General features: G+C 61.7%; 27 protein-coding genes and 2 tRNA genes. 16 read left to right on the plus strand and 13 right to left on the minus strand.

Annotated features, from left to right (window positions below; translation table 11 throughout):
• Nucleotides 1-94: 94 nt before the first annotated feature.
• Nucleotides 95-2,068 (plus strand): putative bifunctional diguanylate cyclase/phosphodiesterase, encoded by a 1,974-nt coding sequence (locus ACEN84_RS11765; RefSeq protein ID WP_413710964.1) that lies wholly within the window; start codon nt 95-97, stop codon nt 2,066-2,068.
• 64 nt (nt 2,069-2,132) lie between these two features.
• Nucleotides 2,133-3,191, plus strand: a complete 1,059-nt coding sequence (locus tag ACEN84_RS11770; protein ID WP_413710965.1) for an enoyl-CoA hydratase/isomerase family protein — start codon at nt 2,133-2,135, stop codon at nt 3,189-3,191.
• A gap of 6 nt (nt 3,192-3,197) precedes the next feature.
• Here the strand turns inward: ACEN84_RS11770 and ACEN84_RS11775 are convergent, their stop codons facing one another.
• From ACEN84_RS11775 to ACEN84_RS11785, 3 genes are all read right to left on the minus strand, one after another.
• Entirely contained in the window at nt 3,198-5,258 is a 2,061-nt protein-coding gene (locus ACEN84_RS11775; RefSeq protein ID WP_413710966.1) for an ATP-dependent helicase, read from the minus strand.
• 90 nt (nt 5,259-5,348) lie between these two features.
• Entirely contained in the window at nt 5,349-5,579 is a 231-nt protein-coding gene (locus tag ACEN84_RS11780; protein WP_413711296.1) for a hypothetical protein, read from the minus strand.
• Between the two features lie 136 nt (nt 5,580-5,715).
• Nucleotides 5,716-5,853, minus strand: coding sequence for a hypothetical protein (locus ACEN84_RS11785; protein ID WP_162708636.1), 138 nt, complete (start codon nt 5,851-5,853; stop codon nt 5,716-5,718).
• A 162-nt stretch (nt 5,854-6,015) separates the two neighbouring features.
• On the opposite strand from ACEN84_RS11785, the gene ACEN84_RS11790 reads away from it, so the two are divergent.
• The gene (locus tag ACEN84_RS11790; RefSeq protein ID WP_112713410.1) at nt 6,016-6,282 is read left to right on the plus strand and encodes a hypothetical protein; all 267 of its coding nucleotides are present in this window, start codon (nt 6,016-6,018) and stop codon (nt 6,280-6,282) included.
• Nucleotides 6,283-6,597: 315 nt separating this feature from the next.
• Here ACEN84_RS11790 and ACEN84_RS11795 read toward each other — a convergent pair whose 3' ends face one another.
• From ACEN84_RS11795 to ACEN84_RS11810, 4 genes are all read right to left on the minus strand, one after another.
• A complete protein-coding gene (locus ACEN84_RS11795; RefSeq protein WP_413710967.1) occupies nt 6,598-6,840 on the minus strand; it encodes a DUF982 domain-containing protein in 243 nt (80 codons plus the stop codon).
• A 208-nt stretch (nt 6,841-7,048) separates the two neighbouring features.
• Entirely contained in the window at nt 7,049-7,216 is a 168-nt protein-coding gene (locus ACEN84_RS11800) for a Thivi_2564 family membrane protein (protein ID WP_413710968.1), read from the minus strand.
• 188 nt (nt 7,217-7,404) lie between these two features.
• Complete coding sequence (locus tag ACEN84_RS11805) at nt 7,405-8,007, minus strand: hypothetical protein (RefSeq protein WP_413710969.1); 603 nt, start codon at nt 8,005-8,007, stop codon at nt 7,405-7,407.
• 160 nt (nt 8,008-8,167) lie between these two features.
• A tRNA-Thr gene (locus ACEN84_RS11810) sits at nt 8,168-8,242 on the minus strand.
• Nucleotides 8,243-8,396: 154 nt separating this feature from the next.
• Between ACEN84_RS11810 and ACEN84_RS11815 the strand changes: the two genes are divergently transcribed.
• The 11 genes from ACEN84_RS11815 (at nt 8,397) to ACEN84_RS11865 (ending at nt 14,871) form a co-directional block, all read left to right on the plus strand.
• Entirely contained in the window at nt 8,397-8,591 is a 195-nt protein-coding gene (locus tag ACEN84_RS11815) for a hypothetical protein (RefSeq protein WP_413710970.1), read from the plus strand.
• Between the two features lie 106 nt (nt 8,592-8,697).
• Complete coding sequence (gene murA / locus ACEN84_RS11820; protein WP_413710971.1) at nt 8,698-9,990, plus strand: UDP-N-acetylglucosamine 1-carboxyvinyltransferase; 1,293 nt, start codon at nt 8,698-8,700, stop codon at nt 9,988-9,990.
• 154 nt (nt 9,991-10,144) lie between these two features.
• Nucleotides 10,145-10,582, plus strand: coding sequence for a DUF2948 family protein (locus ACEN84_RS11825; RefSeq protein ID WP_203429599.1), 438 nt, complete (start codon nt 10,145-10,147; stop codon nt 10,580-10,582).
• Between the two features lie 53 nt (nt 10,583-10,635).
• Nucleotides 10,636-11,934 carry a histidinol dehydrogenase gene (gene hisD / locus ACEN84_RS11830; protein ID WP_199626171.1) on the plus strand — a complete coding sequence of 433 codons (1,299 nt, stop codon included), beginning with the start codon at nt 10,636-10,638 and terminating at the stop codon, nt 11,932-11,934.
• Nucleotides 11,935-11,937: 3 nt separating this feature from the next.
• Nucleotides 11,938-12,411 (plus strand): UPF0262 family protein, encoded by a 474-nt coding sequence (locus ACEN84_RS11835; RefSeq protein ID WP_112387551.1) that lies wholly within the window; start codon nt 11,938-11,940, stop codon nt 12,409-12,411.
• Nucleotides 12,408-12,893, plus strand: coding sequence for a low molecular weight phosphatase family protein (locus tag ACEN84_RS11840; RefSeq protein WP_413710972.1), 486 nt, complete (start codon nt 12,408-12,410; stop codon nt 12,891-12,893). The genes ACEN84_RS11835 and ACEN84_RS11840 overlap by 4 nt, the downstream gene beginning before the upstream one ends.
• 119 nt (nt 12,894-13,012) lie before the next feature.
• Nucleotides 13,013-13,231 (plus strand): translation initiation factor IF-1, encoded by a 219-nt coding sequence (gene infA, locus ACEN84_RS11845; RefSeq protein WP_112713392.1) that lies wholly within the window; start codon nt 13,013-13,015, stop codon nt 13,229-13,231.
• A 45-nt stretch (nt 13,232-13,276) separates the two neighbouring features.
• Nucleotides 13,277-13,897, plus strand: coding sequence for a Maf-like protein (locus ACEN84_RS11850; protein WP_112713390.1), 621 nt, complete (start codon nt 13,277-13,279; stop codon nt 13,895-13,897).
• 19 nt (nt 13,898-13,916) lie between these two features.
• Nucleotides 13,917-14,129 carry a DNA gyrase inhibitor YacG gene (yacG, locus tag ACEN84_RS11855; RefSeq protein ID WP_112713388.1) on the plus strand — a complete coding sequence of 71 codons (213 nt, stop codon included), beginning with the start codon at nt 13,917-13,919 and terminating at the stop codon, nt 14,127-14,129.
• Nucleotides 14,130-14,312: 183 nt separating this feature from the next.
• Nucleotides 14,313-14,388 (plus strand) — tRNA-Phe (locus ACEN84_RS11860).
• 126 nt (nt 14,389-14,514) lie between these two features.
• Nucleotides 14,515-14,871, plus strand: coding sequence for a VanZ family protein (locus ACEN84_RS11865; RefSeq protein ID WP_413710973.1), 357 nt, complete (start codon nt 14,515-14,517; stop codon nt 14,869-14,871).
• Here ACEN84_RS11865 and ACEN84_RS11870 read toward each other — a convergent pair.
• Nucleotides 14,868-16,082: a TIGR03862 family flavoprotein gene (locus ACEN84_RS11870; protein WP_413710974.1), complete on the minus strand. Its 1,215-nt coding sequence runs from the start codon at nt 16,080-16,082 to the stop codon at nt 14,868-14,870. The two genes, ACEN84_RS11865 and ACEN84_RS11870, sit on opposite strands and share 4 nt — an antisense overlap.
• A gap of 116 nt (nt 16,083-16,198) precedes the next feature.
• Here ACEN84_RS11870 and ACEN84_RS11875 point away from each other — a divergent pair, with 116 nt between their 5' ends.
• Both ACEN84_RS11875 and ACEN84_RS11880 read left to right on the plus strand, forming a co-directional pair.
• A complete protein-coding gene (locus tag ACEN84_RS11875) occupies nt 16,199-16,627 on the plus strand; it encodes an OsmC family protein (protein ID WP_413710975.1) in 429 nt (142 codons plus the stop codon).
• Nucleotides 16,628-16,736: 109 nt separating this feature from the next.
• Nucleotides 16,737-17,630 carry a DMT family transporter gene (locus ACEN84_RS11880; RefSeq protein WP_413710976.1) on the plus strand — a complete coding sequence of 298 codons (894 nt, stop codon included), beginning with the start codon at nt 16,737-16,739 and terminating at the stop codon, nt 17,628-17,630.
• A 3-nt stretch (nt 17,631-17,633) separates the two neighbouring features.
• Here the strand turns inward: ACEN84_RS11880 and ACEN84_RS11885 are convergent, their stop codons facing one another.
• From ACEN84_RS11885 to ACEN84_RS11905, 5 genes are all read right to left on the minus strand, one after another.
• A complete protein-coding gene (locus ACEN84_RS11885) occupies nt 17,634-18,659 on the minus strand; it encodes a polysaccharide pyruvyl transferase family protein (protein WP_112713378.1) in 1,026 nt (341 codons plus the stop codon).
• 40 nt (nt 18,660-18,699) lie between these two features.
• Nucleotides 18,700-20,190, minus strand: coding sequence for a lipopolysaccharide biosynthesis protein (locus tag ACEN84_RS11890; protein ID WP_199626175.1), 1,491 nt, complete (start codon nt 20,188-20,190; stop codon nt 18,700-18,702).
• A gap of 49 nt (nt 20,191-20,239) precedes the next feature.
• The gene (locus ACEN84_RS11895; protein WP_413710977.1) at nt 20,240-21,169 is read right to left on the minus strand and encodes a glycosyltransferase family 2 protein; all 930 of its coding nucleotides are present in this window, start codon (nt 21,167-21,169) and stop codon (nt 20,240-20,242) included.
• Nucleotides 21,170-21,683: 514 nt separating this feature from the next.
• On the minus strand, nt 21,684-23,243 hold the full coding sequence (locus ACEN84_RS11900; RefSeq protein ID WP_413710978.1) for a VOC family protein: 1,560 nt from the start codon (nt 23,241-23,243) through the stop codon (nt 21,684-21,686).
• A gap of 62 nt (nt 23,244-23,305) precedes the next feature.
• On the minus strand, nt 23,306-24,928 hold the full coding sequence (locus tag ACEN84_RS11905) for a response regulator (RefSeq protein WP_130279067.1): 1,623 nt from the start codon (nt 24,926-24,928) through the stop codon (nt 23,306-23,308).

Raw genomic sequence — 24,928 nt, forward strand, 5'->3', positions numbered from 1 at the left:
TTACCATCCGCGGCGGGATAGCCGTGCGAAAACAGCGAAACTAAGAAAAAATCAAGCTTTCTCTGGCTGTTCTGTGGCCAAGGGAAAAGGGACAATGAAAAGCTTCATCGCTTCGCTACGGCTGCAAAAAGACAACCCGAAGTTCTTGATGGCACAGTTTCAGGCTCTGTCGACACAGATCCCGATTCTCTATGTCCTGCTGATCATCAACGCGCTCTCCGTCGCGATCACCCATATCAAGACCGCGCCGCTCTGGCTGGCGCTCTATATTCCGACCGGCCTCAGCGTCGTCTGCCTCTTGCGTCTCTGCTGGTGGGAAATCAACGGCAAGGAAAACGTCACCCCCGAGCGCGCTTACAAGCTCATGCGCTTCACGATCGTCGGCTCGTGCATCCTGACGGTTGCCTTCGGCTTCTGGGCAGTGGCGCTCTATAGCTATGGCAATGCCTTTCAGCAGGGCCAGATCGCCTACTTCCTCGTCGTAACGGGCATTTCCTGTATCTTCTGTCTCATGCATCTGCCGATCGCGGCTGCAATCACCACCGTCATCACCTTCACCGCAATGGCGCTGACCTTCCTGTCCTCGGGCAATCCGGTTTTCATCGCCACTGCCGTCAGCGGCCTCTTCCTGATCCTGCCGTTCCTCAGGGTGATCAACAGCTACTTCCAGAACTTCGCCGGTCTCGTGCAGATGACCGAGGAGCTCGAAAAGAAGCAGGCCGAAGCCGAGGAGCTTAATCTCGTCAACAGCCGCAACGCGCTGCAGGACCAGCTGACCGGCCTTGCCAACCGCCGCAGCTTCTTCCTGTCGCTGGAGCGCCTGCTGCAGCAGAATCCCAACGAGCCACCCGTTATCGGCATCATCGATCTCGACGGCTTCAAGCCGGTCAACGACGTCTTCGGCCATTCGGCAGGCGATCTCGTGCTGAAGGAGACCGCCCGCCGCTTTGCCGCACTTGCCGGCAGCGAAGCTGTTGTCTCGCGTCTCGGCGGCGACGAATTCGGCCTGATCTTCCCGCAGGGCATCAGCCGCAAGGATGTCGCCGATCTCGGCCATGCCCTCTGTGCCTCCGTGCACGAGGCCTTCGAAATCCCCGATGGCTCGGTCCGGGTCTCGGCCTCCTGCGGCATCGTCTATCCCGAGGATCGTGATTCCACCGCCGAAGACCTCTATGAGAAGGCCGACTTCGCCCTCTATCAGGTCAAGAGCAAGCGCCGCGGCGGCGTCGAGTTCTTCTCTTCGGAGCACGAGAAGATCCTGAACCAGCGCTATCAGATCGAGCTCGAACTGCAGGCCAACGATTTCTCCAGCGAACTGTCGTTGGAATACCAGCCGATCATCGAGCTGAAGAGCGGCCGTGTTGTCGGCTATGAGGCGCTTGCGCGCTGGGATAGCGCCCGCTTCGGCCGCATCAGCCCGGATGCCTTCATCCCCGCCGCCGAGCGCACCGCCGTCATCGGCCGGATGACCCGCGTGCTGTTCGGCCAGGCGCTCGATGCGCTGAAGCAAATCCCCGATCATCTCTGCCTGTCGTTCAATCTCTCGGCCCGCGACATCTGCGACCACGAGACCTCGATGAACCTGCTTGCGATGATCCACCGCTCTGGTGTCGATCCGAAACGCATCGAGTTCGAAATCACCGAGACGGCGCTGCTGTCCGACTTCGATACCGCCGACCAGGTGATCGGCCTGCTGCGCGCCGCCGGCATTTCGATCGCGCTCGATGATTTCGGCACCGGCTTCTCCAGCCTCAGCCACATCCACCGCCTGGCCTTCGACAAGCTGAAGATCGACAAGACCTTCGTGATGAATTTCGATCGCGATGTCCGCTCGATGAACATCACCCGCTCGGTCGCCAATCTCTGCCAGAACCTCGGCATTGCCTCGGTCGCCGAAGGCGTCGAGAGCGAGGAAATCGCCGACGGCCTGCGCGCCATGGGCGTCCGGCTGGCCCAGGGTTATCACTTCTCGCGGCCGCTGAAACTCAACGCCGCGATCGACTATGCTCTCCAGCGCGACGCCATGACGATGGCTCGCGAACCGCTCCACGCGCTGCTTCCGTATTGATCCCCACTGGAACGAAGTGCCCTGCCTGTCTATTGATTAGCTGATCAAGGAGGCGCGGCACACCATGCACAAGAACAGCGACCGGGAAGTCTTCATCGAAAAGCGCGGCAGCGCCGGCATTGTCCGCCTCAATCGCCCCAAGGCTCTGAACAGCCTCACGCTGCCGATGGTGCGCATGCTGGATGCCGCATTTGACGAATTCGAGGGTGATCCTGACGTCGCAACCGTGGTCGTCACAGGCGAGGGCGAGCGCGGCTTCTGCGCCGGCGGCGATATCCGCGCGCTGCATCAGAGCGGTCTTTCCGGATCCGAGGATGCTGAAGCCTTCTGGCGCGAGGAGTTCACGCTCAATCATCGCATCGCCCACTTCCCGAAACCCTATGTCGCGGTCATGGATGGCATCACCATGGGCGGCGGTGTCGGCCTCTCGGTGCATGGCCGCCACCGGGTCGTGACCGAGCGCACCCGGCTTGCCATGCCGGAAACCGGCATCGGCTATTTCCCGGATGTTGGCGCTACTTGGCTGTTGCCGCGCATGCCGGGCGAAACCGGCACATGGGCTGGCCTCACAGGTCTTGAGATGAACGCCACCGACGCGCTCTATGCCGGTCTCGCCGACGTCAAGATCGCCTCCGGCCGCTTGCCTGAAATGATCGATGCACTGGCCCGCATGCCGCTCGGATCGTCTTCGACCGCGGTCGATGCGCTGCTGAAACATATCGCCATCCACCCGCATGCCGGCCACCTGCAGCATAACCGCGAGGTGATCGACCGCGCCTTCGGCTTCGACAGCGTCGAGGAGGTTATCGCTGCCCTGGAGGCGGAGGAGGGTGAGTTTGCCGCCGAGACCCGCGCCACCATCCTCAAGCGCTCGCCGACCAGTCTCAAGGTGACGCTGAGGCTGCTGCGACAGGGAAGAGCGAGTGCCGATCTCGCCGAATGCCTGAACCGCGAGCTCGCCGCCTGCATGCAGATCCTGAAGACGCCGGATTTCTACGAAGGTGTGCGCGCCGCCGTCATCGACAAGGATCGCAATCCGAAATGGAAACCGGCCGAGCTTGCCGCCGTCGGCCAGGAAGCGATCGAACCGTTTTTCGGCAGCGTCAAACCTCTGTCGCTTTAGGCGGTCCTAGCGCCACATGCCGCGCATGCGCGCGCCGACATCGATCCGCACCTGACGCGCGTGCTGGCTGGCCGCCGTCTCGGCCTTGGCCTGTTGCCAGCCGCAGACTTCGAAGAACTGCAGAAGCGTCGCCGGGATGAAGCGGGTGCGGGCAGCATAGACGTGACGGTCGCCCTGGGCATTCTGCCCATGGGTGAAGAAGCGCTGTGGCACGACGAGATCGAGATTGTCCTTCGCCCGCGTCATCGCGACATAGAGGAGCCGCCGCTCCTCCTCGATCTCGGCGCTGGTGCCGACAGCGAGGTCGGAGGGAATGCAGCCGTCCACGACGTTCAGCATGAAGACCTTGGTCCATTCCTGCCCCTTGGCCGAATGGATGGTCGACAGGATCAGGTAATCCTCATCGAGCAGCGGCACGCCGGCCTGATCGCTTGTCGCATCCGGCGGATCGAGCGTCAGCTCCGTCAGGAAGCGTTCGCGGGAAGGATAGCCCGCGGCGATCTGCTCGAGCTGCAGCAGGTCGGCCTGGCGCGTCGAGGCGTCCTCATGCAGCCGTTCCAGATGCGGCTGGTACCATTCCCGCACGAGCCCGATCTCGACCGGCCAACCGGCCTTGCCGGTCTTCAGCTCCTGCATCACAGACACGAAGGCCGTCCAGTCATCGCCGGAGCGCGGCGGCGCGGCCAGTTCGGCAAGCGCTTGAATCGGGCTCGGATCGGCCGCCATATGATCCAGCGTCTTCTGCGCCGTCGAGGGCCCGACACCGGGCAGGATCTGCATCAGCCGGAAACCGGCGACGCGGTCGCGCGGGTTCAGCGCAAAGCGCAGCGCCGCCAGCATGTCCTTCACATGGGCGCTGTCGAGAAACTTCAGCCCGCCGAACTTGACGAAGGGAATGTTGCGCCGTGTGAGCTCGACTTCCAGCGCGCCGCTGTGATGCGAGGCGCGAAACAGCACCGCCTGGCTCTTCAGCTTCACGCCTTCTTCGCGGTTCTCCAGCACCTTGTCGGCAACGAAGCGCGCCTGATCCGCCTCGTCGCGCACGGTGACGAGGCGCGGCCGCTCGGCAGACTGCCGTTCTGTCCAGAGGTTCTTGGTGAAGCGTTCCGAGGCGAGATCGATGACCGCATTGGCGGCGGCGAGGATCGGCTGCGTCGAGCGGTAATTGCGGTCGAGCGTGACGATATTGGCGGCTGGCGTGAACGAGGCCGGAAAGTCGAGAATGTTGCGTACCGTTGCGGCGCGGAAGGAATAGATCGACTGCGCATCGTCGCCGACGACGGTCAGTCCCTGCCCATCCGGCTTCAGCGCCAGCAGGATCGAGGACTGCAGCCGGTTGGTATCCTGATATTCGTCGACGAGCACATGGTCGAAGCGGCTGCCGATATCCTCGGCAATCATCGGCTCGGCCACCATCTGCGCCCAGTAGAGCAGCAGGTCGTCGTAATCGAGAACGTTCTGCGCCTGCTTGGCCTCGACATAGGCGCCGAAGAGCTCGCGCAGCTGGTTCTCCCAGGTCGCGCACCAGGGAAAGGCATCGCGCAAGACGAGCGGCAGCTCGCCTTCGGAATTGACGACCCGCGAATAGATCGCCAGGCATGTGCCCTTGGTCGGAAAGCGGTTCTCGGTCTTCGAGAAGCCGAGATCGTGGCGCACGATATTCATCAGGTCGGCGCTGTCTTCCCGGTCGTGGATCGTGAAGGCCGGATCGACGCCGATCTGCTCGGCATAGTCGCGCAGCAGCCGCGCGCCGATGCCGTGGAACGTGCCGCTCCAGGCAAGCGCATCCTCCATGATGCCGGAATTGGCGCCGAGCACTTCGGCACAGATGCGCTCGACGCGCCGCGCCATCTCGGAGGCAGCCCGGCGCGAAAAGGTCATCAGCAGGATGCGGCGCGGATCGGCGCCCTTGACGATCAGGTGCGCGACGCGATGGGCCAGCGTGTTGGTCTTCCCGGAACCGGCGCCCGCAATGACGAGCAGCGGGCCCGCGACATGGCTGCCCTCGGTAAGGGTTCCGTGTTCCACCGCCATGCGCTGTTGCGGGTTGAGTTTTTCGAGATACATCCAGCCGTCCGGTTGGCGCCCGCGCGCTTGGCGCCGCGGACTATGAGACGTTCCTTGAATGTTCTTGATAGTGATTCCTGTCAAGCGTGGTCAGTAAACGAAGTCTGAAACCACTTCCTGGCGCGTCAGCTTCAGCGTCCGGTCCGGCTGCAGGATATAGGTCTCCTGCACCTTCTGGCCGCTGGAATTGTAGAAGCTGTTGTAGACATAGCTGCCGGGCGGCGACTTCGTCAGCTTCGAGCGCGCCGGCCCGCCATAAGTGAGGCTTCCCGGGATCGGCGTCGGCCCGGCGTTATCGGCGGCGCTGCAGGCCGCAAGCATGGCGGCGGCGGTGAAAACCGGAACGATGACCTTGAACATGAAAGCTGCCCCCATTTCGACCCTTCATTGATATGGCGTCAAAAATCCGCTTCACCAAGTAGAGCGCGCCGAAATTTGCGGGGGCAAGAGCGGGGCGCTACTTAGGCTCCGGCTGCTGGATGGTCTTTTGCGGCGTGTCGTCCTGGCTGCCGCCCTGTTCGAAGGGCTTGATGACAAGGATACTCAGAATGGAAGCGACCATGAGCGCGATGATGATCAGCATCAGTGTTTTCATGATTAATTCTACTTCGTCCGGCCATGCTGTTCTCAACCTTATTGAACAGCGCCGCTGCCCGAAAAGTTCCGGCAAGTGCGCACGAAAACGTGCGAAGAAAAGCGGGGAACCAAAGCTGCCCTTCACGGGTTGATTGGGCGGATTTCAACGCTGGAGATAGTCATGAGGACCTGCATCCGTCTGGGGGTTCCAGCCCTCTTTATTGCAAGTGCCGCTTTCGCCATTCCCGCATCCGCCGCTCTCGAAACCGATGTCGATTATTACTCGGCCCTGCCACAGGACCAGATGGCGCTGAACGAATATAGCGGTACCGTCGCCTGCCCGCAGCCCGAATCCCACTACGTGCCGTCCTTCATCCGCGCTCCCGACGGAACGATCATCGGTGTCGGCTATCTGGAAATGGACAGCCAGAGCGACGCCGGCTGTTAACGCATGAAATTCTTGAAGTATTGCCAGAATATCGGTTGTTCGAGGCTCGTCTGCATAGTGCAGAGGGTGACGAGCCTCTGACCATCATCATGATGGCTGCAGATGTTCTATTGATGCACAACGCGAGGGCGCAACGACAATACTTGGGCTATCCCGCGCCAGATTCCCCCACGGTTAAGCGAAAATTAACGGCCATCCCGTTCCGGTACGGCGCCGGCAAAACCGCATTCAGCGATATCAGTCCGCATGACGTTGCGACCGTTCCCGGCCAGCGAGCCATGCCCGACTGCGGGCTCGGCTCGCCCGGCGGGACGTTTAGTGAAGCTTGAGCTTCGCCTCTTCCGCAGCCGCCACGAACTCCATCCGCGCTTCTTCGGCCGTCTTGCGGCCGTCGAGCGCGGCACGGCAGGTACTGCGGGCCTTGAGGTAGCGCAAACCGCGCGCGGCGGGCCAGAGATCGGCAAGGCATTTCAGCGCATCGAACGGACCGTTGACGGTACGGGCATCGGTATCCTCGAAGCCCACCTTGACCGGACTATCCCATCTGTCAGTTGCCATAGGCGTATTCCTCCAGTGTGTACGCCAAAACGCGCAGCCAGCCCCTCGCGTTCCTCCCGCAGTGCCGCTGCATGAGGGTATTTTAGCGGGTTATTTTGGCGGGGCAATGGGGATTTAAGGTGAGGCTGGCCGTGTGGGCTGCGTCAAATTGGGAGAACTCCAGGCCGCCACGTAGCAGTGTGGCCCGGCCGAAGCCGGGCCTTTGGCTCTACCAGATGGCCAGGTATTTGAGTAGCGAGACGATACCGATGATGATCACGATCATCTGCACGATCTGCCGGGTGCGGCCATCGATCGGCAGGCGTTGAACCAAATACAACACGAGAATGATGACGAGAAACGTGATCAGAATACCGATCAGTATCGAAGCACCCATTTATACCCACTCCTATCAAAAAGCCTTTCGGCGACAAGGATTTAACTATGAGTCAACTGGTTAAAGGGAAGGGGAGAGTGTTTAAACTCAATAAATTGTTCTCTCGGCGTGTGCCACCATCCACCTGATTACGCATCTTGCTTCCCCAGCTGATGCAGAACTGCAAAGGCATCGCGGCGTTTCCCGAGCTATTCAGTGCGGAAGTCTTGACCGTGCTTGCGCAGGTCGATCCAACGCCACGCGTCCGTCAATTCGTTTCTGGAATCGTTGAGTAGCCAACTATCAACAGGACCAGCAACGTACTGCCGAGCAGCCCGGACCTGTGCCTCTCGCGTTTCCTGCTGCAGGTTTGGGAATAGCTTTTTTGCCAAGCCAGAGAACAGGCTATCAGGTTTCGACGGGTATACGGCGGAATGCCACGCAAGAAACACGCCGACCGGCAGCGGCGATCGCCCGCTTGCAATCCCGTAATCCAAACATGCGGTGAGAATTACTGCGTCGCAGTCCTCGTGAGTTATGTCGTCCATCACCGCGTCGGGATCACGGTTAGCGTGCTTGGTGAAATTTCTAGGCCTGTTGACGAGGGCAACAATGTCTTGTTCGCTCCAGCCTGTCACCTGACGGATATGCTCCTTCATACGAAACTTATCCATCGACACTAGAAGGCTATCGCATAACTCTGCAGCATTTGCGGCTAGCTGATAGGTGGCGATTGGCTCTGTCAGAAACCAGTTGAGGTGTATAGCCGCGAGAAGTTGCCTGCGCGCAGCGTCAAGCTTGCTGATTTGCATGCGCGTCTCCGAGTTTATCCGGTCAACGTTAGAACGTTTATGCACGGATTTTGCACGAATTATCTCTGCAATTCACGTATTGTTCCCGCGTTTGAAGCGACTATGCGCAGGGCGACGGTCTTTGGACTTGCGGCTTGGTTGTTGATTTTTGAAGAAAAACTGGTGCTGCCGAGTGGGATTGAACCACCGACCTCACCCTTACCAAGGGTGTGCTCTACCACTGAGCTACGGCAGCAGGACCAGGAACGCTTCGAGCCGTTGGGCTGTGTTGCGTGGACGGGGCGCCTATTGCCACAGGTTCTTGACAAGCGCAAGCCGCAATTTCCAACTTCGCGTGGATTAACGACGAAGCTCTTTTGACAAGGGCGGGAATCCGGTAAGCAGAACACATGGAAGACAATAGCGAAAAGCCTGCAAACGGCCGCAAGGCGGCGATCGAAGAGCATGCCCGGCTCCGGCGGGAGCGGGCTGCAGAAAAACTTCGTGAAAATCTTTCCCGGCGCAAACAGCAGACCCGGGCGCGCCGTTCCGGCGAGGCGGATCAGACGATCGGCCTGCCTGCCGCAAAAATGGACGAATCGTAATGTTGGCTCCGCGGCGAATTGAAGCGTCGCGGGAATTCGTCTAAAGACCCCCATCCCTTTTAAAGGCAGAACTTTCAGGAAAGGCGGGCGCAGCCCGTAAGCCCCCATGGATCGTATCAGAATTGTCGGCGGGAATGAGCTGAATGGCATCATCCCGATTTCCGGCGCCAAGAATGCCGCACTGCCGCTGATGATCGCCTCGTTGCTGACCAGCGACACGCTGACCCTTGAGAACGTGCCGCATCTGGCCGATGTCGAGCTGCTCATGCGCATTCTCGGCAATCATGGCGTCGACGTTGCCGTCAACGGCCGCCGCGAGCGCCAGGATGATGCCTATTCCCGCACGATCCATTTCACCTGCCGCACCATCGTCGATACGACCGCTCCCTATGAGCTGGTCTCGAAGATGCGCGCATCCTTCTGGGTCATCGGTCCGCTTCTGGCGCGCGAGGGACAGTGCCGCGTCTCGCTGCCGGGCGGTTGCGCCATCGGCACGCGCCCGGTCGATCTCTTCCTCGAAGGCCTGACGGCGCTCGGCGCCAATCTCGAGATCGATGGCGGCTATATCAACGCCACGGCTCCGAAGGGCGGCCTGATCGGCGCCAAATACACCTTCCCGAAGGTTTCCGTCGGCGCCACCCACGTCATGATGATGGCGGCAACGCTTGCCCGCGGCACGACGGTGATCGGCAATGCCGCCCGCGAACCCGAAGTCGTCGATCTCGCCAACTGCCTGATCGCCATGGGCGCCAAGATCACCGGCGCAGGCACCTCGACCATCACCATCGAAGGCGTTCAGTCGCTCTCCGGCGCCCGCCACCGCGTTCTGCCGGACCGTATCGAAACCGGCACCTATGCCATGGCCGTTGCCATGACCGGCGGTGACGTCGTTCTCGAAAACACCGACATGGCGCTGCTCGAAACCGCTTTCGAAACCCTGCGCCGCGCCGGCGCCGATGTCTCGGCCACCAATAGCGGCGTGCGCATCAAGCGCAATGGCGCGGGCATCAAGCCCGTCGACGTCGTCACCGATCCCTTCCCGGGCTTCCCGACCGACCTGCAGGCGCAGTTCATGGCGCTGATGACCCGCTCGTCCGGCGTCTCTCACGTCACCGAAACCATCTTCGAAAACCGCTTCATGCACGTGCAGGAGCTTGCCCGTCTCGGCGCCAAGATCTCGCTCTCGGGCCAGACGGCAAAGATCGAAGGCGTTCCTCGCCTCAAGGGCGCACCGGTCATGGCGACTGACCTGCGTGCCTCCGTGTCGCTCGTCATCGCCGGTCTCGCGGCCGAGGGCGAGACCATGGTGTCGCGTGTCTATCACCTTGATCGCGGCTTCGAGCGTCTGGAAGAAAAGCTCACGCGCTGCGGCGCGATCGTCGAGCGCGTCAGCGAATAAGGGTAGGGCGGTTTCCGCCCTTTTATCCCCCGGCGATGCGGCCGCGCCGCATTGCCGCTTGGGAGTTGCGCATTGCCGCGCGGCGTCCTATTTCCCTTGTCTAGCGCATCGTCATACTGGCGATGCGGCACCATCGACCGGGGGTACAGCCTGCATGACCGATCTGAAGCTTCTTGCACTCGACAGTGAAGACCTCGCCGTGGTCTCCGCGCATCTGCAGGACGCCGTTTTCAAGATCGGCGACATCGCCTGGTCGCCCAAGGACGCGCAGTTCGCCTTCGCGGCAAACCGCTTCGTCTGGGAAGAGGCCAATGGCAAGCGCAAGGGCTTCGAGCGCCGCCGCGCCGCCCTCGTCTTCAAGCGCGTTCTTGCCGTCCGCTCGACCGGCATCGATCGCAAGCGCCGCGATGAAGTGCTGTCGCTCCTATCCGTCGTCTTCGAGCCGAAGGGCGAGGGTCCGGAAGGCACGATCGAAATCACGCTGTCGGGTGCCGCCGAGATCGTTCTCGATGTCGAATGCATCGAAGTTCAGCTTGCAGATATCGGCGGGGCATGGGAAACCGCCTCCAAGCCGCGCCATCCCGGCGCGTAACGATCTTTTCTGCGCTGTTTGGCGTTTAGCGTTGGTTTGGAAGGGAATTGAGCGTGGCAATCTGGCTTGATCAGGCATCCGAAGGTTTCGAGCAGCGTTTTGCCGCTTTCCTGACGACCAAGCGCGAGGTCTCCGAAGACGTCAACATTGCCGTCCGCGCCATCATCGATGATGTCCGCGCCCGCGGCGACGTCGCACTTGCCGAATATTCCAAGAAATTCGACAGCATCGATTTTGCCAAGGTGCCGATGCGCGTCACCGAAGCCGAGATCGACGCGGCCGTCGAAGCTGTGCCGGCCGAAGTGCTGGGCGCGCTCAAGGTCGCCGCCGTCCGCATCGAATCCCATCACCGCCGCCAGCTGCCGAAGGACGATATCTACGAGGATGCGATGGGTGTCGGCCTCGGCTCGCGCTGGACGGCGATCGAAGCCGTCGGTCTCTATGTGCCCGGCGGCACGGCGAGCTATCCGAGCTCCGTGCTGATGAATGCCGTTCCGGCCAAGGTCGCGGGTGTCGATCGCATCGTCATCGCCGTGCCGGCAACCGGCGGCGTGGTCAATCCGGCCGTTCTCGCTGCCGCCAAGCTGGCAGGCGTTTCGGAAATCTACCGTGTCGGCGGCGCGCAGGCGATTGCGGCGCTCGCTTATGGTACCGAAACGATCGCCCCGGTCGCCAAGATCACCGGCCCCGGCAATGCGTACGTTGCCGCCGCCAAGCGCCACGTCTTCGGTACCGTCGGTATCGACATGATCGCCGGTCCCTCGGAAGTTCTCGTCATCGCCGACAAGGACAACAATCCGGATTGGATCGCCGCCGATCTTCTGGCCCAGGCCGAACATGACGCAAGCTCGCAGGCAATCCTCGCCACCGATGACGCGGAATTCGCCAAGGCCGTCGAAGCCGCCGTCGAGCGCCAGCTGAAAACGCTGAACCGGGCCGATACCGCTGCCGCCAGCTGGCGCGATTTCGGCGCGATCATCCTCGTCAAGGATCTGAAGGACGCTATCCCGCTCGCAAACCGCATCGCGCCGGAACATCTGGAGCTTGCCACCGCCGATCCGGATGCGCTGCTCGATGGCATCCGCAATGCCGGTGCGATCTTCATCGGCGCACATACGCCCGAAGTGATCGGCGATTATGTCGGCGGCTCGAACCACGTTCTGCCGACGGCCCGTTCGGCGCGCTTTTCGTCCGGCCTTGGAGTGCTCGATTTCGTCAAGCGCACCTCGATCCTCCGTCTCGGCCCGCAGCAGTTGCGCGAGCTCGGCCCGGCGGCGATCGCGCTTGCGGTTTCCGAAGGCCTTGATGCCCACGCGCGATCGGTCGCGATCCGCCTCAATCTCGAAAGGTGAGGCATGGCGAAGGGCGACTTCCGGCTTTCTGATGTCGTCCTAGACGACACGATCGGCCGTTCGACGCCCGATGTCGAACACGAGCGCGCCGTCGCGATCTTCGATCTGATCGAGGAAAACACCTTTGAGCCTGCCGGTCACCCGGGCGGGCCGTACAAGCTCAACATCTCGCTTGTCGACAGCAAGCTGGTCTTCGTCATCAGGACGGAGGAGGGCGGCGATGTCGCCACCCATATCCTCTCGCTGACGCCCTTCCGCCGTATCGTGAAGGACTACTTCATGATCTGCGAGAGCTATTACGAGGCGATCCGTTCAGCCTCGCCCAGCCGCATCGAGGCGATCGACATGGGCCGCCGCGGCATCCATAACGAGGGCTCGCAGACCCTGAAGGACCGGTTGAAGGGCAAGATCGACGTCGATTTCGACACGGCGCGCCGCATCTTCACGCTGGTCTGCGTGCTCTACTGGCGCGGATGACCGGGATGGAGCCCGCTCCGCTCACCGCAGAAGGCAAGGCGCCGGGCGCGATCCTCTTCATGTGCGGCATGAATGCCATCCGCTCGCCGATGGCCGAAGCGATCGCCCGCAGTGTGCTGCCGTCAAATACCTATATACGCTCTGCAGGCGTTCGCGCCGGCGAGCGCGATCCCTTCGTCGATGTCGTGCTCGAGGAGATCGGCCTGTCGCTCGGCCGCCACCTGCCGAAGACGCTGGACGAGCTCGAAGACGATTATTTCGATCTCATCATCACGCTGTCTCCGCAGGCCCACCACGCCGCCCTGGAACTGACGCGCGCCAACGCCGTTGAAGTGGTGTATTGGCCGACCATGGATCCGACCGGCGAAACCGGCAGCCGCGACCAGATTCTCGATGCCTATAGAGAGGTACGGGATCACATATCGGCGCTGATCGAGAGCCGGCTACTCAGGCGAAGTGGCATCGCCGCGCAGTCGGCGTGAACAAAAGGAAGAAAGCCCAATCAATTAGGTTCACAAATGACCCTTGATTGTGTAGTTTCCGCGCAAATTTTGAGGCGGCCCAGGTCCGCCATCTCAACCGACAGGAAGAAAAGCCTTATATGCCTAAAGAAGAAGTCCTTGAATTTCCGGGTATCGTGACCGAACTTCTGCCGAACGCGACCTTCCGCGTGAAGCTTGAGAACGATCACGAAATCATCGCCCACACCGCCGGCCGCATGCGCAAGAACCGCATTCGCGTTCTGGCTGGTGACAAGGTTCTTGTGGAAATGACCCCGTACGACCTCACCAAGGGCCGTATTACCTACCGTTTCAAGTAAGCTTGGGCCGCAAGCCCTCGAGGCTTCCTTTCCGGTCGAGGTTCCATGGCGCTCACATACAAGCTCATCCTGGCTTCCGGTTCGCCGCGCCGCGTCGACCTGCTCAATCAGGCAGGGATCGAACCGTCGCGGCTGATGCCGATGGATATCGACGAGACGCCGAAGAAATCGGAACATCCCCGCTCGCTGGCGCGCCGGCTTTCCACTGAAAAGGCGGAAGCCGCGCTCGCTGCGATCAAGGGCGACATGGCCTGGAAGGGCAGCTACATTCTGGCGGCCGATACGGTCGTGGCCGTCGGCCGCCGCATCCTCGGCAAGGCCGAATTTGCGGATGAGGCCTCTGCCTCGCTGCATCTGCTTTCCGGCCGCAGCCACTGGGTCTATACCGGCGTCTGCCTGGTAACCCCGGATCGCAAGGTCCGTCAGAAGATCGTCGAGACCAAGGTGCGCTTCAAGCGCCTCTCCGGTTTCGAGATCGAAAGCTATCTCGCCTCCGGCCAATGGCGCGGCAAGGCCGGTGCCTACGGCATCCAGGGCCTGGCGGGTAGCTTCGTGCAGAAAATGGTTGGCTCCTACACCAATGTCGTGGGCCTGCCGCTCTATGAAACCATCCTCTTGCTGACTGGCGAAGGCTTCGACGTGCACAGCCGGTGGCCCGAGGGCTAAGCCCGGAGGAGACATCCTCATGTCTGAAGACGAAAAGAAGCCGACCGCCAAGGTCGAACCGCTACGCAAGACGCGTCCCTGCCCGGAATGCGGCAAGCCATCGCATCGCGAACACTACCCGTTCTGCTCGAACCGCTGCCGCGAGGTTGATCTCTCGCGCTGGCTGACGGGCTCCTATGCCATCCCCGTGGCGGAGGATGAGAAGAAGGCCGGTTACGAGGACGAGGAATAGCCACAGATTTTTGCGAGTGAACCCATTCAATTTGCTCGTTAATTTGTAAAAATTCGACAACTGGCAAAAAACTGTCATTTGACGCTTGCCATGTCCCGACAAGATGCTATAACCCCGCTCGCTTCCGGGGCACACCAAACCCTCCGGTTCCTTCTTGGAAGGAATGCAGGCCGAAGCAGGAATGCCCAGATAGCTCAGTTGGTAGAGCAGCGGATTGAAAATCCGCGTGTCCGTGGTTCAAATCCGCGTCTGGGCACCACTCTTCTTTCTCATCAAATCAATAAACGCCGACTGTTTGATCGCACCGCCTAGCAGCGCGCGGATTAGCCCATTTTGTACTTTTGGCTGAATTGCGCCCGGTCGCCATCGGCCTAGGCTTCGGCCCATGAACAAGATGCTTCTGGTAAGAGTGGCCGCCTGGCTGTCGCTGGCCGCCGTTGTCTTTGTGACCCTGTGTCCGATCGAATACCGGCCGCACGACATCATCGATGTCGATGTCGACAGGGCGATGGCCTTCATGGTGATGGGCATCCTGTTCGTCACCGGCTATCCGCGCCGTATCGTGCTCTGCGCCATCCTGCTGGTCATCGGTGCTTTTGCGCTGGAGACGCTGCAGTTCCTGTCCCCGACGCGCCACGCGCATTTCGAGGATGCGGCGACGAAGAGCATGGGGGCGCTGTTCGGTGTCTTCCTGGCCGAAGTCGTCAACCGTATCAGGGGCATACGGCACAAGGCCGGCTAGGTGGCTTTCTCCAGCCAGGCATGCATGCCAGCAGCCGCAGCCTTTCCGGTGGCCATGCAGGCGGTGAGCAGATAGCCGCCGGTCGGCGCTTCCCAGTCCAGCATCTCGCCCGCGGCAAACAGGCCAGGCAGGGCCTTCAGCATATAACTGTCGTCGATCGCATCGAGCGAAATGCCGCCGGCCGACGAGATGGCTTCGGCGATCGGGCGGGTTGCCGTCAGCGGGATGGGCAGCGCCTTGATCTGCCCGGCAAGCCGCTGCGGGTACTTCAACGCGTCCTCGGGCACAAGTTCGCGAACCAACGCAGCCTTGACCGCATCGAGACCGGCGCCCTTGCGCAGGCGGTTCGAGAGGCTGGCCTTCCTGTCCTGCCGGGCGAGATCGGCCGCGATGCGCTCGAGCGGCCGGCCCGGCGCCAGGTCGACGATGAGGGATGCTGTTCCCTTGCCGTCAAGCTCAGCGCGAAGCGCAGCCGCATTCGCGTAGACGAGGCTGCCCTCGATGCCGTGGCGCGAGATGACGAATTCGCCGGGGAGGGTGCCCGCAGCGGATGTCGTCGTCACTGCCTTCAGTGGCGCACCGGCGAAGCGATCCCGGAAGATCGCGCTCCAGTCGACATCGAAGCCGCAATTGGCCGGGCGGAAGGGTGCGATCTCGACACCCCTGTCGCGCAGCCACGGCACCCAGGCGGCGTCGGAGCCGAGCTTTGGCCAGCTTGCGCCACCAAGGGCCAGTAGCGCGGCATCGGCCTCTATTGTCTTGCGGCCCTCGGGCGTTTCGAAGACATAGGCGCGGCCATCAAAGCCCGTCCAGCGGTGGCGTTTGGCGATCGCAACGCCCTGTCTTTCCAGTCGGGCGATCCAGGCGCGGAGCAGCGGCGAGGCCTTCATCACTTTGGGGAAGACACGGCCGGAGGAGCCGACGAAGGTTTCCGTGCCGAGCGCGGCGGCCCACTCGCGGATATCCGCAGGCGTCAACTGATCGAGCGCCGGGCGAAGCCGCGTGGACGCACTGCCGAAGCGCGCTGCAAACCGCTCGTAGTCCTCGGAATGCGTGATGTTGAGCCCGGATTTTCCCGCCAGCAGAAACTTGCGCGCCAGCGTCGGCATCGCATCGTAGATGGTGATCGCATGCCCTGAAACGGCCAGCGTTTCCGCCGCCATCAGGCCCGCCGGGCCACCCCCGATGATCGCGATCTGTTTTTTCTTCATGTGCTGCCTGATACAGCATTCAAATGCGCGCGTCTCCGGATTTGAGGGAAGCCGTTTCGTTGCTTCCCGCCGCCAAACTCACTATCTCAATCTCATATCAAATGGAGTGTCGCGGCATGGCCGATCTCAAAGCAAGACCCAGACCCACAGGCGCCAAGGCCGTTCTTGGCCGCACCGGTTTCCCGCATGTCACATCGGCGACGAAGGGCGAGATCGATATCGTCACCAGCCCGTCGCAGCCGGGCTTCAACCCGCTCGATCTTCTCTATTCCTCGCTCTCGGCCTGCCTGGTGCTCAGCGCCCGCATCGCCGCCAGCAATCTCGGCATTCTCGACAAGATCACCGAGATCACCGCCGACGTGACGGGCGAGAAGGCGCCCGAAGGCCTGTCACGCGTGCAGAAGTTCAACATCGCCTTCTCGATCAAGGGCGATATAGACGACGCGACGCGACAGAAGATCGCCCATCTCGCCGAAGACGAAATCTGCACCGTCAGCAACACGATCCGTGGCAACCCGGAATTCTCCTCCGTGGTCACCGGCTGAGCTTTTGTTTCGGGGGTGTCGTTCCTGCGCTATCCCTCGGCATGGCGATCTGATAATCCGCCTCAGGGCTGGCACCTCAATCCTAGCCGCCCTGAGAGCATAGAAGATCATGTCGCAGGCCGCAGCCCCCTCCGTTGAAACCGCTCCCTCCCAGCGTTTTGCCCTGACCGCACTCATCCTTGGCGGTGCCGCGATCGGCGGCTCGCCGATCTTCGTGCGACTCTCGGAAGTCGGGCCGATGGCGACGGCCTTCTGGCGCGTGGCGCTGGCGCTGATTCCGATCTTCATCTTCTCGCTGATCAAGAAGGACAGCGGCCCGAAGCCGGAAAAGCTTTCCGATTACGCAATGCTGATCCTGCCGGGCGTGATTCTGGCGGCCGATCTTGCCGCCTGGCACCTGTCGATCACCATGACCTCGGTCGCCAATGCGACGCTGCTCGCAAACCTCGCGCCCGTCTTCGTCACCGTCATCGGCTTCATCTTCTTCCGCGCGCCGGTCTCCCGCATCTTCGTGATGGGTCTGGCACTGGCGCTTGTCGGCGTCATCGTCCTGAAGGGCGGTCCCTCGGCTTTCGGCAACGGCGATCTGCGCGGCGATGGCGTCGCGATCATCGCGGCTGTCTTCTATGCCGGTTATATCCTGGCGATCGGCCAGCTGCGCAGCCGCTTCGATACGATCCGCATCATGCTCTGGAGCACGGCATCGGCCGCCGTTTGCGTCTTCCCGCTCGGCTTCTTCTTCGAGCCGCAGATGCTGCCGCCGACGGCCTATGGCTGGGCGATCGTCTTCGGTCTCGCCTTCGTCAGCCATGCCAGCGGCCAGGTGGCGATCGCCTTCGCGCTCGCCTATCTGCCGGCCGCCTTCTCCTCGCTGACGCTGCTGCTGCAGCCCGTCGTCGCGGCCATTCTCGCCTGGGTACTGCTCAACGAGGCGATCGGCCCGATGCAGGCGCTCGGCGGTCTGGTGGTGCTCGCCGGGATCATGATTGCCCGGCGAGGCTGATCGTCAGGCGACGGCTGCCGGCTGCATGCGCCGGGCATCGAGGATGCCGAGCGCTTCGTCGACCGTTGCAGCGATCGCTGCCTTCTCAGCATTGTTGCAGGTGCCCCAGGCTTCGATGAAGCTGCTGGTCTTGCCGTAGCTGTTGTCGAGCACGCAATGGTCGGCGCCGAGAAGCACGCACATGATATGGCCGTGCATGCGGTCGGTGATGACCTGCCGTGCGGAGCCGAGCAAGGCCACGCCGCGGTCGAAGCGCTGCTGCGCCCGCTCGCGATAGGCAAGCTCGGTCATCTTCGCGCGTCCGCCGATGCGGCCGGACATCAGCCCCTTCAGGATCGCCGTATGCTTGGTATGGCGCTGGAAATCGGCGGGCTCATCCGGCCAGTCGGATTTCACAGTGCCCGGGCGGCTGGTGGCGGCGGTCAGATCCTGCGGCGCGCCGACTTCCTGGTCTTCGCGCAGGTTGAGCAATAGCTCGTGCTGTGGCGCCGGGCGGCTGACCGGGCCGATGCAGAAAGCCATGTCGGGGCAAAGACGGACATCGCACTGGAACCAGCGCTTGGCGAATTCGAAGCTCTTGTGGTCGCGCACCAGAAGCGTGAAATTGCCGTGCTTCTCGATGGCGCGGGCCGTGCTGTCGATACCGGCCTGCTCCCTGAAGTGGATCGTCTGCGGCATCTGCACGATCGGCCGGCCCTTGTACTTCGTCAGCATGTCCTCGCGGAACTGCCGGTAGCCGGCCCAGATATCGCCGAAATTGCCGCCGCCATGCAGGAAGATGCGGCCATCGCCGATCGCCGCCAGCATGCGCTCGTCATTGTAGGTCGGGATTTCCGTCACATAGGCCGGCCGCGTCTTGCGGCGGTCGAAATAGGCAAGTTCCCCCAGCCAGATGGCGCTGTCGCCGATATTGTAGTGGTTCGGGAAATCGAGCAGCGCGAAGCGCTCTGCCGGATCGACGAGATCGGAAAGGCAATTTGCGATCAAACCCTGAAGGCGGTTGATGATCGTAATGTTGGTTTCCTGCATACAGTGGCTCCTGTTGAAGAGTCTGGCCCAGCCCCGGCGGCTAGGCCTCTGCCCGCTTCCCGAACGGCAGCAATGACTTGCCGAGCGCGATATAGGGGCGGATTGCGGATCTGCCGAAGACCGGCAGGAAGGCGAGATAGATGACGGCGCCAAGGCCGATGCTGAACCCGAGCACCAGCCAGCGGCTCTGGATATGGGCGGCAATGACGGGGTGCGCGAACCAGACGCAGACGGCCATGACGGCGGCACCGCAGAAGGGCAGCGCCACGGCCTTGAAGGTGCCGAGCGAGTCGATGCCGGCATAGCGATGCAGCACATATTGCTGATAGGGCATCGTCAGCCAGGCGCGCAGGACGTAACCGGCCGCAACGGCGAGAATGCCGTATGGCACCAGCAGCCACGTCAGTAGCAGCGTCGCGGCAAACTGCAGGGCGGCGACTGAAAGGATCGATTCCGCGCGGTTGACGGCTGAGAGCGCCGAGGAGGCGAAGAAGTTCGTCACGAACGGCACAGACATCAGCACCAGCACGGTGGCGATATCGCCGGCATTGCCCCATTTGTCGCCGAAGAGCAGGGCGATCATGTCGTTCGACAGGGCGCCGAAGCCGAAGAGCAGCGGAATGGTGCCGAGTGCTGCGGCGCCGACAATCTTGTTATAGGCGTTGCGGAAGGCGACGCGGTCGTTCTGCAGGCGCGAGAGCGTTACCAGCGAAACGCTGCCGATCGGCGCCAGAACGGCCTGGCCGATCAGCTCGATGAGCCGCCAGGCGATGCGGTAACGGCCGACTTCGACGGCGCCGTACCAGCGTGAAATGAAGATGTCCTGTACGCGCGCCAGCAGCATCCACATCAGCTGTGTCACGACAAGGCTGACGCTGAACAGGAAGACCGAGCGGAACTTCTCGACGTTGAAGCGCAGGCGCGGCATCCAGGGATAGGCGACCCAGCCGAGAACGACGGTGACCGCGGCGTTGACGGCGGTCTGCGCCACCAGTGCCCAGATGCCCCAGCCTAGATAGGCGCAGACGACCGCGGTGATGCCGGAGAGGAGGCTGGCGGCAATGCTCTGCGCCGCAAGGTTCTTGTGACCGAACTCGCGGGCAAGGCGCGCATTGTGGATGACGGCCAACGAGGAGACCGGCAGCAGCGGCGCCAGCCAGCGCAGGATGCCGGATACAGATTCATCGCGAACGAGCTCGCCGTAATAGGGCGCGAAGACGAAGACGATCGCCGCCACGATGGCGCTGAAGGCGACGGTCGCCCAGAAGCAGGTGTCGGCAAGCTCCTCATCGAGATCGAGCTGCCGGGTGATGGCATCGCCCAGCCCGGCATAGGCAAGCACACGGCCGATCTCGACGAAGAGGCTCGCAAGCGCAAAGGTACCGAAATCGCCGGGGCCGAGAATGCGCGCCAGGATCACGAAGATCACGAAGGTCGCGATCGTGCTCCAGGCCACGCGGACCACCGACCAGAGGACGGAAAGGGCCGTCTTCTTTTTCAGGTCGGCGTGCGCAACTGCATGTTCTGCCATTCGGCGTCCTATCGATTGCAGCCGCTCGCGGGCGGCCTTTGGATCTGTTTCAGGTGCGGGCTGCGGCCGGGGTCTTGCCGCGCGTGCTGCGCCAATAGGCGAGCATGCCGGTCAGATTGTCCCTGAGCTGGCGGCGATAGGTGAGCCCCATCTCCTTGCTCATCGGCTGGCCGCCGAGCGCCTCGCGAACCGCCTGGCGAATATCCCAGCGCAGCATGCCGCGCATGTTCGAGCGCTTGTCGAACAGATATTTGGCGTAAAGCGCACCGTTGCCGAATGCGTATCCGGCATGCAGGCGATGGATATCCTCGACCTTACGGCGGCCGTGGAAATGCTTCACCTCGAGCTCCGGAACATATTCGACGCGAATGCCGGCATTGAAGGCGCGGTGGATGTAATCGGTGTCCTCGCCCGAGCGGAACGTCGCTCCGGCGCCGAAACGCGGATCGAACTGGCCGACCTGATCGACGAGGGCGCGCGGAAACACCATGTTACAGCCATGGATGAAACCGCCGGCATGCAGCTCGTTCGTCAGAACCGCCGGTTCGCGCTCTGTCTTGATCGTGACAGGCAGGTCACGGACATCGCCGAGCTCCACCCGGCCGCCGCGCATGACGATGCCCCGATCAGCCGCAAACAGACCGGCGATCACGGTGAAATAGTCGGGCAGCACTTCGCAATCGTCGTCTGTGAAGGCAAGCAACCTCCCGGCCGCCGCGGCGATCCCGCTATTGCGGGCATTGGCGAGCCCCGGCAGCGTCTCATAGATGAGATTGGTATGCAGGGGCGCGACCGCGGCCCAGCGGCGGAATACTTCCGACGTATCGTCTGTCGATCCGTTATCGACGAAGACGAGCTCCAACTGCAAATCGCCCGACAGACGGGCGGCATTTGCAATCGCATCCAGGCAGTTCAACAGGCCACTCGCCCGATTTCTCGATGAGATAATCAGGCTGATGTCAACGGGCCGAGGAGGCATTCAATTTCCCCTTCTGCGATCGATGTCCGGGGCAAGATAGGTCGGACACAGAGGTTCGGCAAGAAATTTTTGCAATGCAGCAAAATAGAACAGGCACAGAAGAAACGGAAAGAATGAGGTAATTTATAGGCGAATGAATTTTATTCGTGAATTAGGTAAATTGATCTTCCGAATATTTGTAATAATTCGTGATCAACGTGAAATTTATAAGTCGATTGGTATTTAAGGTAATCTCAGCATCGATATAATCTCTGTAATATCGGTTTTATGTCGCAAAAATATATGTGAATACGATAGAGATATATTTATTTTTCTTTGATGATTGTTTTTCCGATGCTCACTGGCTGATTTGCGCTGCACAATAGAAGGTTGTGCGCTGAAACCGGTGACTTCAGCTATTTGCATCCTGCCTGCCGCAAAGTTCTAAAACACCGGTTGCTGCCGGATTAACTTCAAGCGCAAGTTCAAAACCAAGAACAAGCGGCGGCGCGGACAGTCTTTCCGCGCCGTGCCGTTACTGGTTTTCTCTGAGCAGCCATTGCTGGATAATCGGCACGTCGGCGTCGCCGAGATCGTGCCCGCCGGGGATAACGTCCGAATCGACCGTCGCGCCCGAGGTCTTCAGCCGCCCTTCCAGCTCGCTCGCATATTTGCCATAGGCGTCTGTCTTGCCGCTGATGACGAGCAGGTCGGTGCCCTTCAGGTCTGCATGCGGATAGTTGGTCAAGACGGGCATGGAGCGCAGCAGCACCGCTTTGTGAATGAGCGAGGGGTGCAGGTAGATCAGCGAGTTCAGAAGGTTCGCGCCGTTGGAATAGCCGACATAGACGATCTTCTTCGGGTCGAGCCCGTAGGATTTGACCGCGCCGTCGATGAAGGCCGCGAAGGCTTCCGCCTCGTTCTTGATGTCGTCCTGATCGAAGGAGAAGGGCGTGATGCGCTTGTACCAGCGCGGGAAGCCTTCCTCGGTGGCGCGGCCGCGCACGCCGAGCAGCGTCGCTCGCGGGGCAACCTTGTGCAACAGCGGCATCAGCGTCGTCTCGTTACCGCCCGACCCGTGCAGCAGCACGAAGACGCTGCCATCCGGATCCGGCGGCGTGTAGAAGCGGTGCACGAAGGGCAGTTCGCGGTAGTTCACGCGCGGTTCGCCCGGCATCGAGAATTGCGGCAGGATGACCTTGAGGTCCTTCAGGTCCTTGATCGAATCCTTCGGCGGCAGGAACAGCTTGGTGCCGAGCGTCGGTGCCGGCTCATCGATCGTCATCCCGGGCTTGTCGGTCGCAAGCTCGATCAGCGTCCCACCAGGTTCGCGCACATAGAGCGACTTGAAATACTTCCGGTCATGCATGTTAGTCGCCGAGTCCGTCGACCTGGCAAGCGCGTCATGAACGGATTTCAGCTCGGCTTCATCCGCCGCGCGGAAAGCCACGTGATCGATCGCACCGGTGCCCGGCGCCCCCGACCAGAAACCCTTCGCGTTGCGAACATCGACGACATCGCCGGAATCCGAAACAAGCCGGTCGATGGCGCCCTTGTTTTCCTGGAAGCGATAGCCGAAATGGCTCTCGATGAAAGCGCGGCTTTCGGCCGGCGTCTCGGTCAGCATCGTCGCGCCGCGTACGCGCTGAACGGCGTGCTCGATCGGAACCGGTCCGCCCTCCCAGGCGGCAGCGCTCTTGAGCTCCCTGTTTCCGGCAAGCTTTAGAATGATGTTATCGGGGTCCTTGAAGCGCAGCACCGGCTCGCCGAATTCATCGGCCGGTCCTTCCATGCGAATACCGAAGCTCATGGCCCGCGTCAGCCAGTAGCCGATGCTCGTTGGGTCGATCGCCAGCGCGATCTCGCTGATCTGACCGAAGCCGGCGCGTCCCTGCGAGCCGTCTTCCCAGGCAAGGAAGGTCAGCAGCGAGCCGGGCGTGCCCTCGCCATCGCCATAGAAGAGGTGCAGTTGGGTTTCGTCCTCGAAACCGGCGGTCTGCTTGACGAGCCGCATACCGAGGAAACCGGCATAGAAATCCACATTCGCCTGCACTTTGCGGGTGATGGCGGTGATGTGATGTATGCCAGAAATCATCGAAAGCAGTCCGTATTGTTGGGGAGTGGCGAGAAGCGCCAGAACTAATGCGGATACTAAAGTCATACCAGTGCCGTTGGAGATTGCCTCGATTGTTCTGCACAAAGAACTAGGGCATCACCGCGCGGCTGCAATTCCAAACTGTCGACGCCTTCGAGCGCCTGCTCCAGCTGCTGGAGCGTCGGCGGCTTGATCATATAGGCGAGAGCGCCGAGGTCCTTGGCCCTTTGCATGTCGCCTTCGTCGCTCGATGTGCTCAGGATGCAGACCGGTATTTCCTTGAAGCGCGCGTCCGCCGAAAGCGCGTTCAGCACCTCGAAACCGTCCATGATCGGCATGTTGATATCGAGCAGCATCAGGTCCATCGGCGGCTGCGAAACGTTGCCCGCCCGATCCTCCAGAAGCCGCATCGCCTCGCGCCCGTTCGTCGCCACATGCAGGTTGAAGCTCACCTTTTCGCGCCGCATCAGCTTCAGCTTCAGAAGCTGGATATCGGCCGGGCTATCCTCGACGAGCAGAACCTCGGCAAGCCGCCCTCCGGTATCGGCGCTCTGCTCTGAGACGCGTGCCGCCTGTGCCTCGGCACCGCGGGCAGCTGTGGCAGGCATGCTCCGCGCCAGCGGCAGTTCGAGCACGAAGGTCGCCCCACGCCCGGTCTTTGCCTCGCACCAGATCGCCCCGCCATGCAGCTGGGCGATACGCCGGCAGATCGCAAGGCCGAGCCCGGTTCCCTCGATACCGCGTCCGACCAGCCGCTTGAAGGGTTGGAAAATGAGTTCGCGATGTTCGGGATCGATGCCCGGGCCATTGTCGCTGACGAGCAGGCGGCAGAGCCCGCCGTCGGCCGCCTCGGCGGTCACCCGCACTTCGGGCCGCTGATCCTCGCAATAGCGGATGGCGTTGGAGATCAGGTTCTGCATCACCTGGATCAGCAGCGTCCCGTCGCCCATCACCTCCGGCAGCTCGCCGCGCACGATCGTCGCCTGGCGGCTTTCCATCTGCTGGTGCAGGTTGTCCTCGACCTGATCGAGCACCGCGGCGATCGACACCGGCTTCATCTCCAGATCACCGGAGACCTCCAGCTTGGTGAAGCCGGAAACCTTGACGATCAGGTCTTCCATGTGGTCGGCGGCGCTCAGGATGTAGTCGAGCAGCTCGCGGTCTTCCGTCGGAAGCGCTGCCGAGCCGTGCAGGATCTTGCTGAACGACTTGATGGTCCGCAGCGGCTCCTTCAGGTCATGCGCCATGGCGCGGGTGAAGATCTCCAGCGATTGGCGCTTCTGCTCCAGTTTCATCTCCAGCGCGCCATGCATGACGGCGCTCTGGATGCAGCGATGTAGCGATTCAGGCGAGAGCGAATCCTTCGTCAGATAATCGCGCGCGCCGTTCTTCATCACCTCGACGGCAACGGTCTCGTTGCCCTGGCCGGTCAGCATGATGACATTGGCTGTCGGGTCGCGCTTGAGGATTTCCGCCAGCACGCCGAGGCCGTCGCGGCCGGGCAGCGAATAGTCGAGCAGGATGCAGCTCGGCCGCTTGCTCTCGGCGAGCTTGATCCCTTGGTCGCCGGTTTCGGCTTCCGAGACGATATAGTTCATCCCGGCGACGCGCGAGAGCATCCGCCGGTAGACCTCGCGGTCGTCGATATTGTCGTCGATGATCAGTACCGGGCAGTCTTCCGCCAA

This window comes from Rhizobium sp. Rhizsp82 (assembly GCF_047325115.1).
Taxonomy (GTDB): Bacteria; Pseudomonadota; Alphaproteobacteria; order Rhizobiales; family Rhizobiaceae; genus Rhizobium.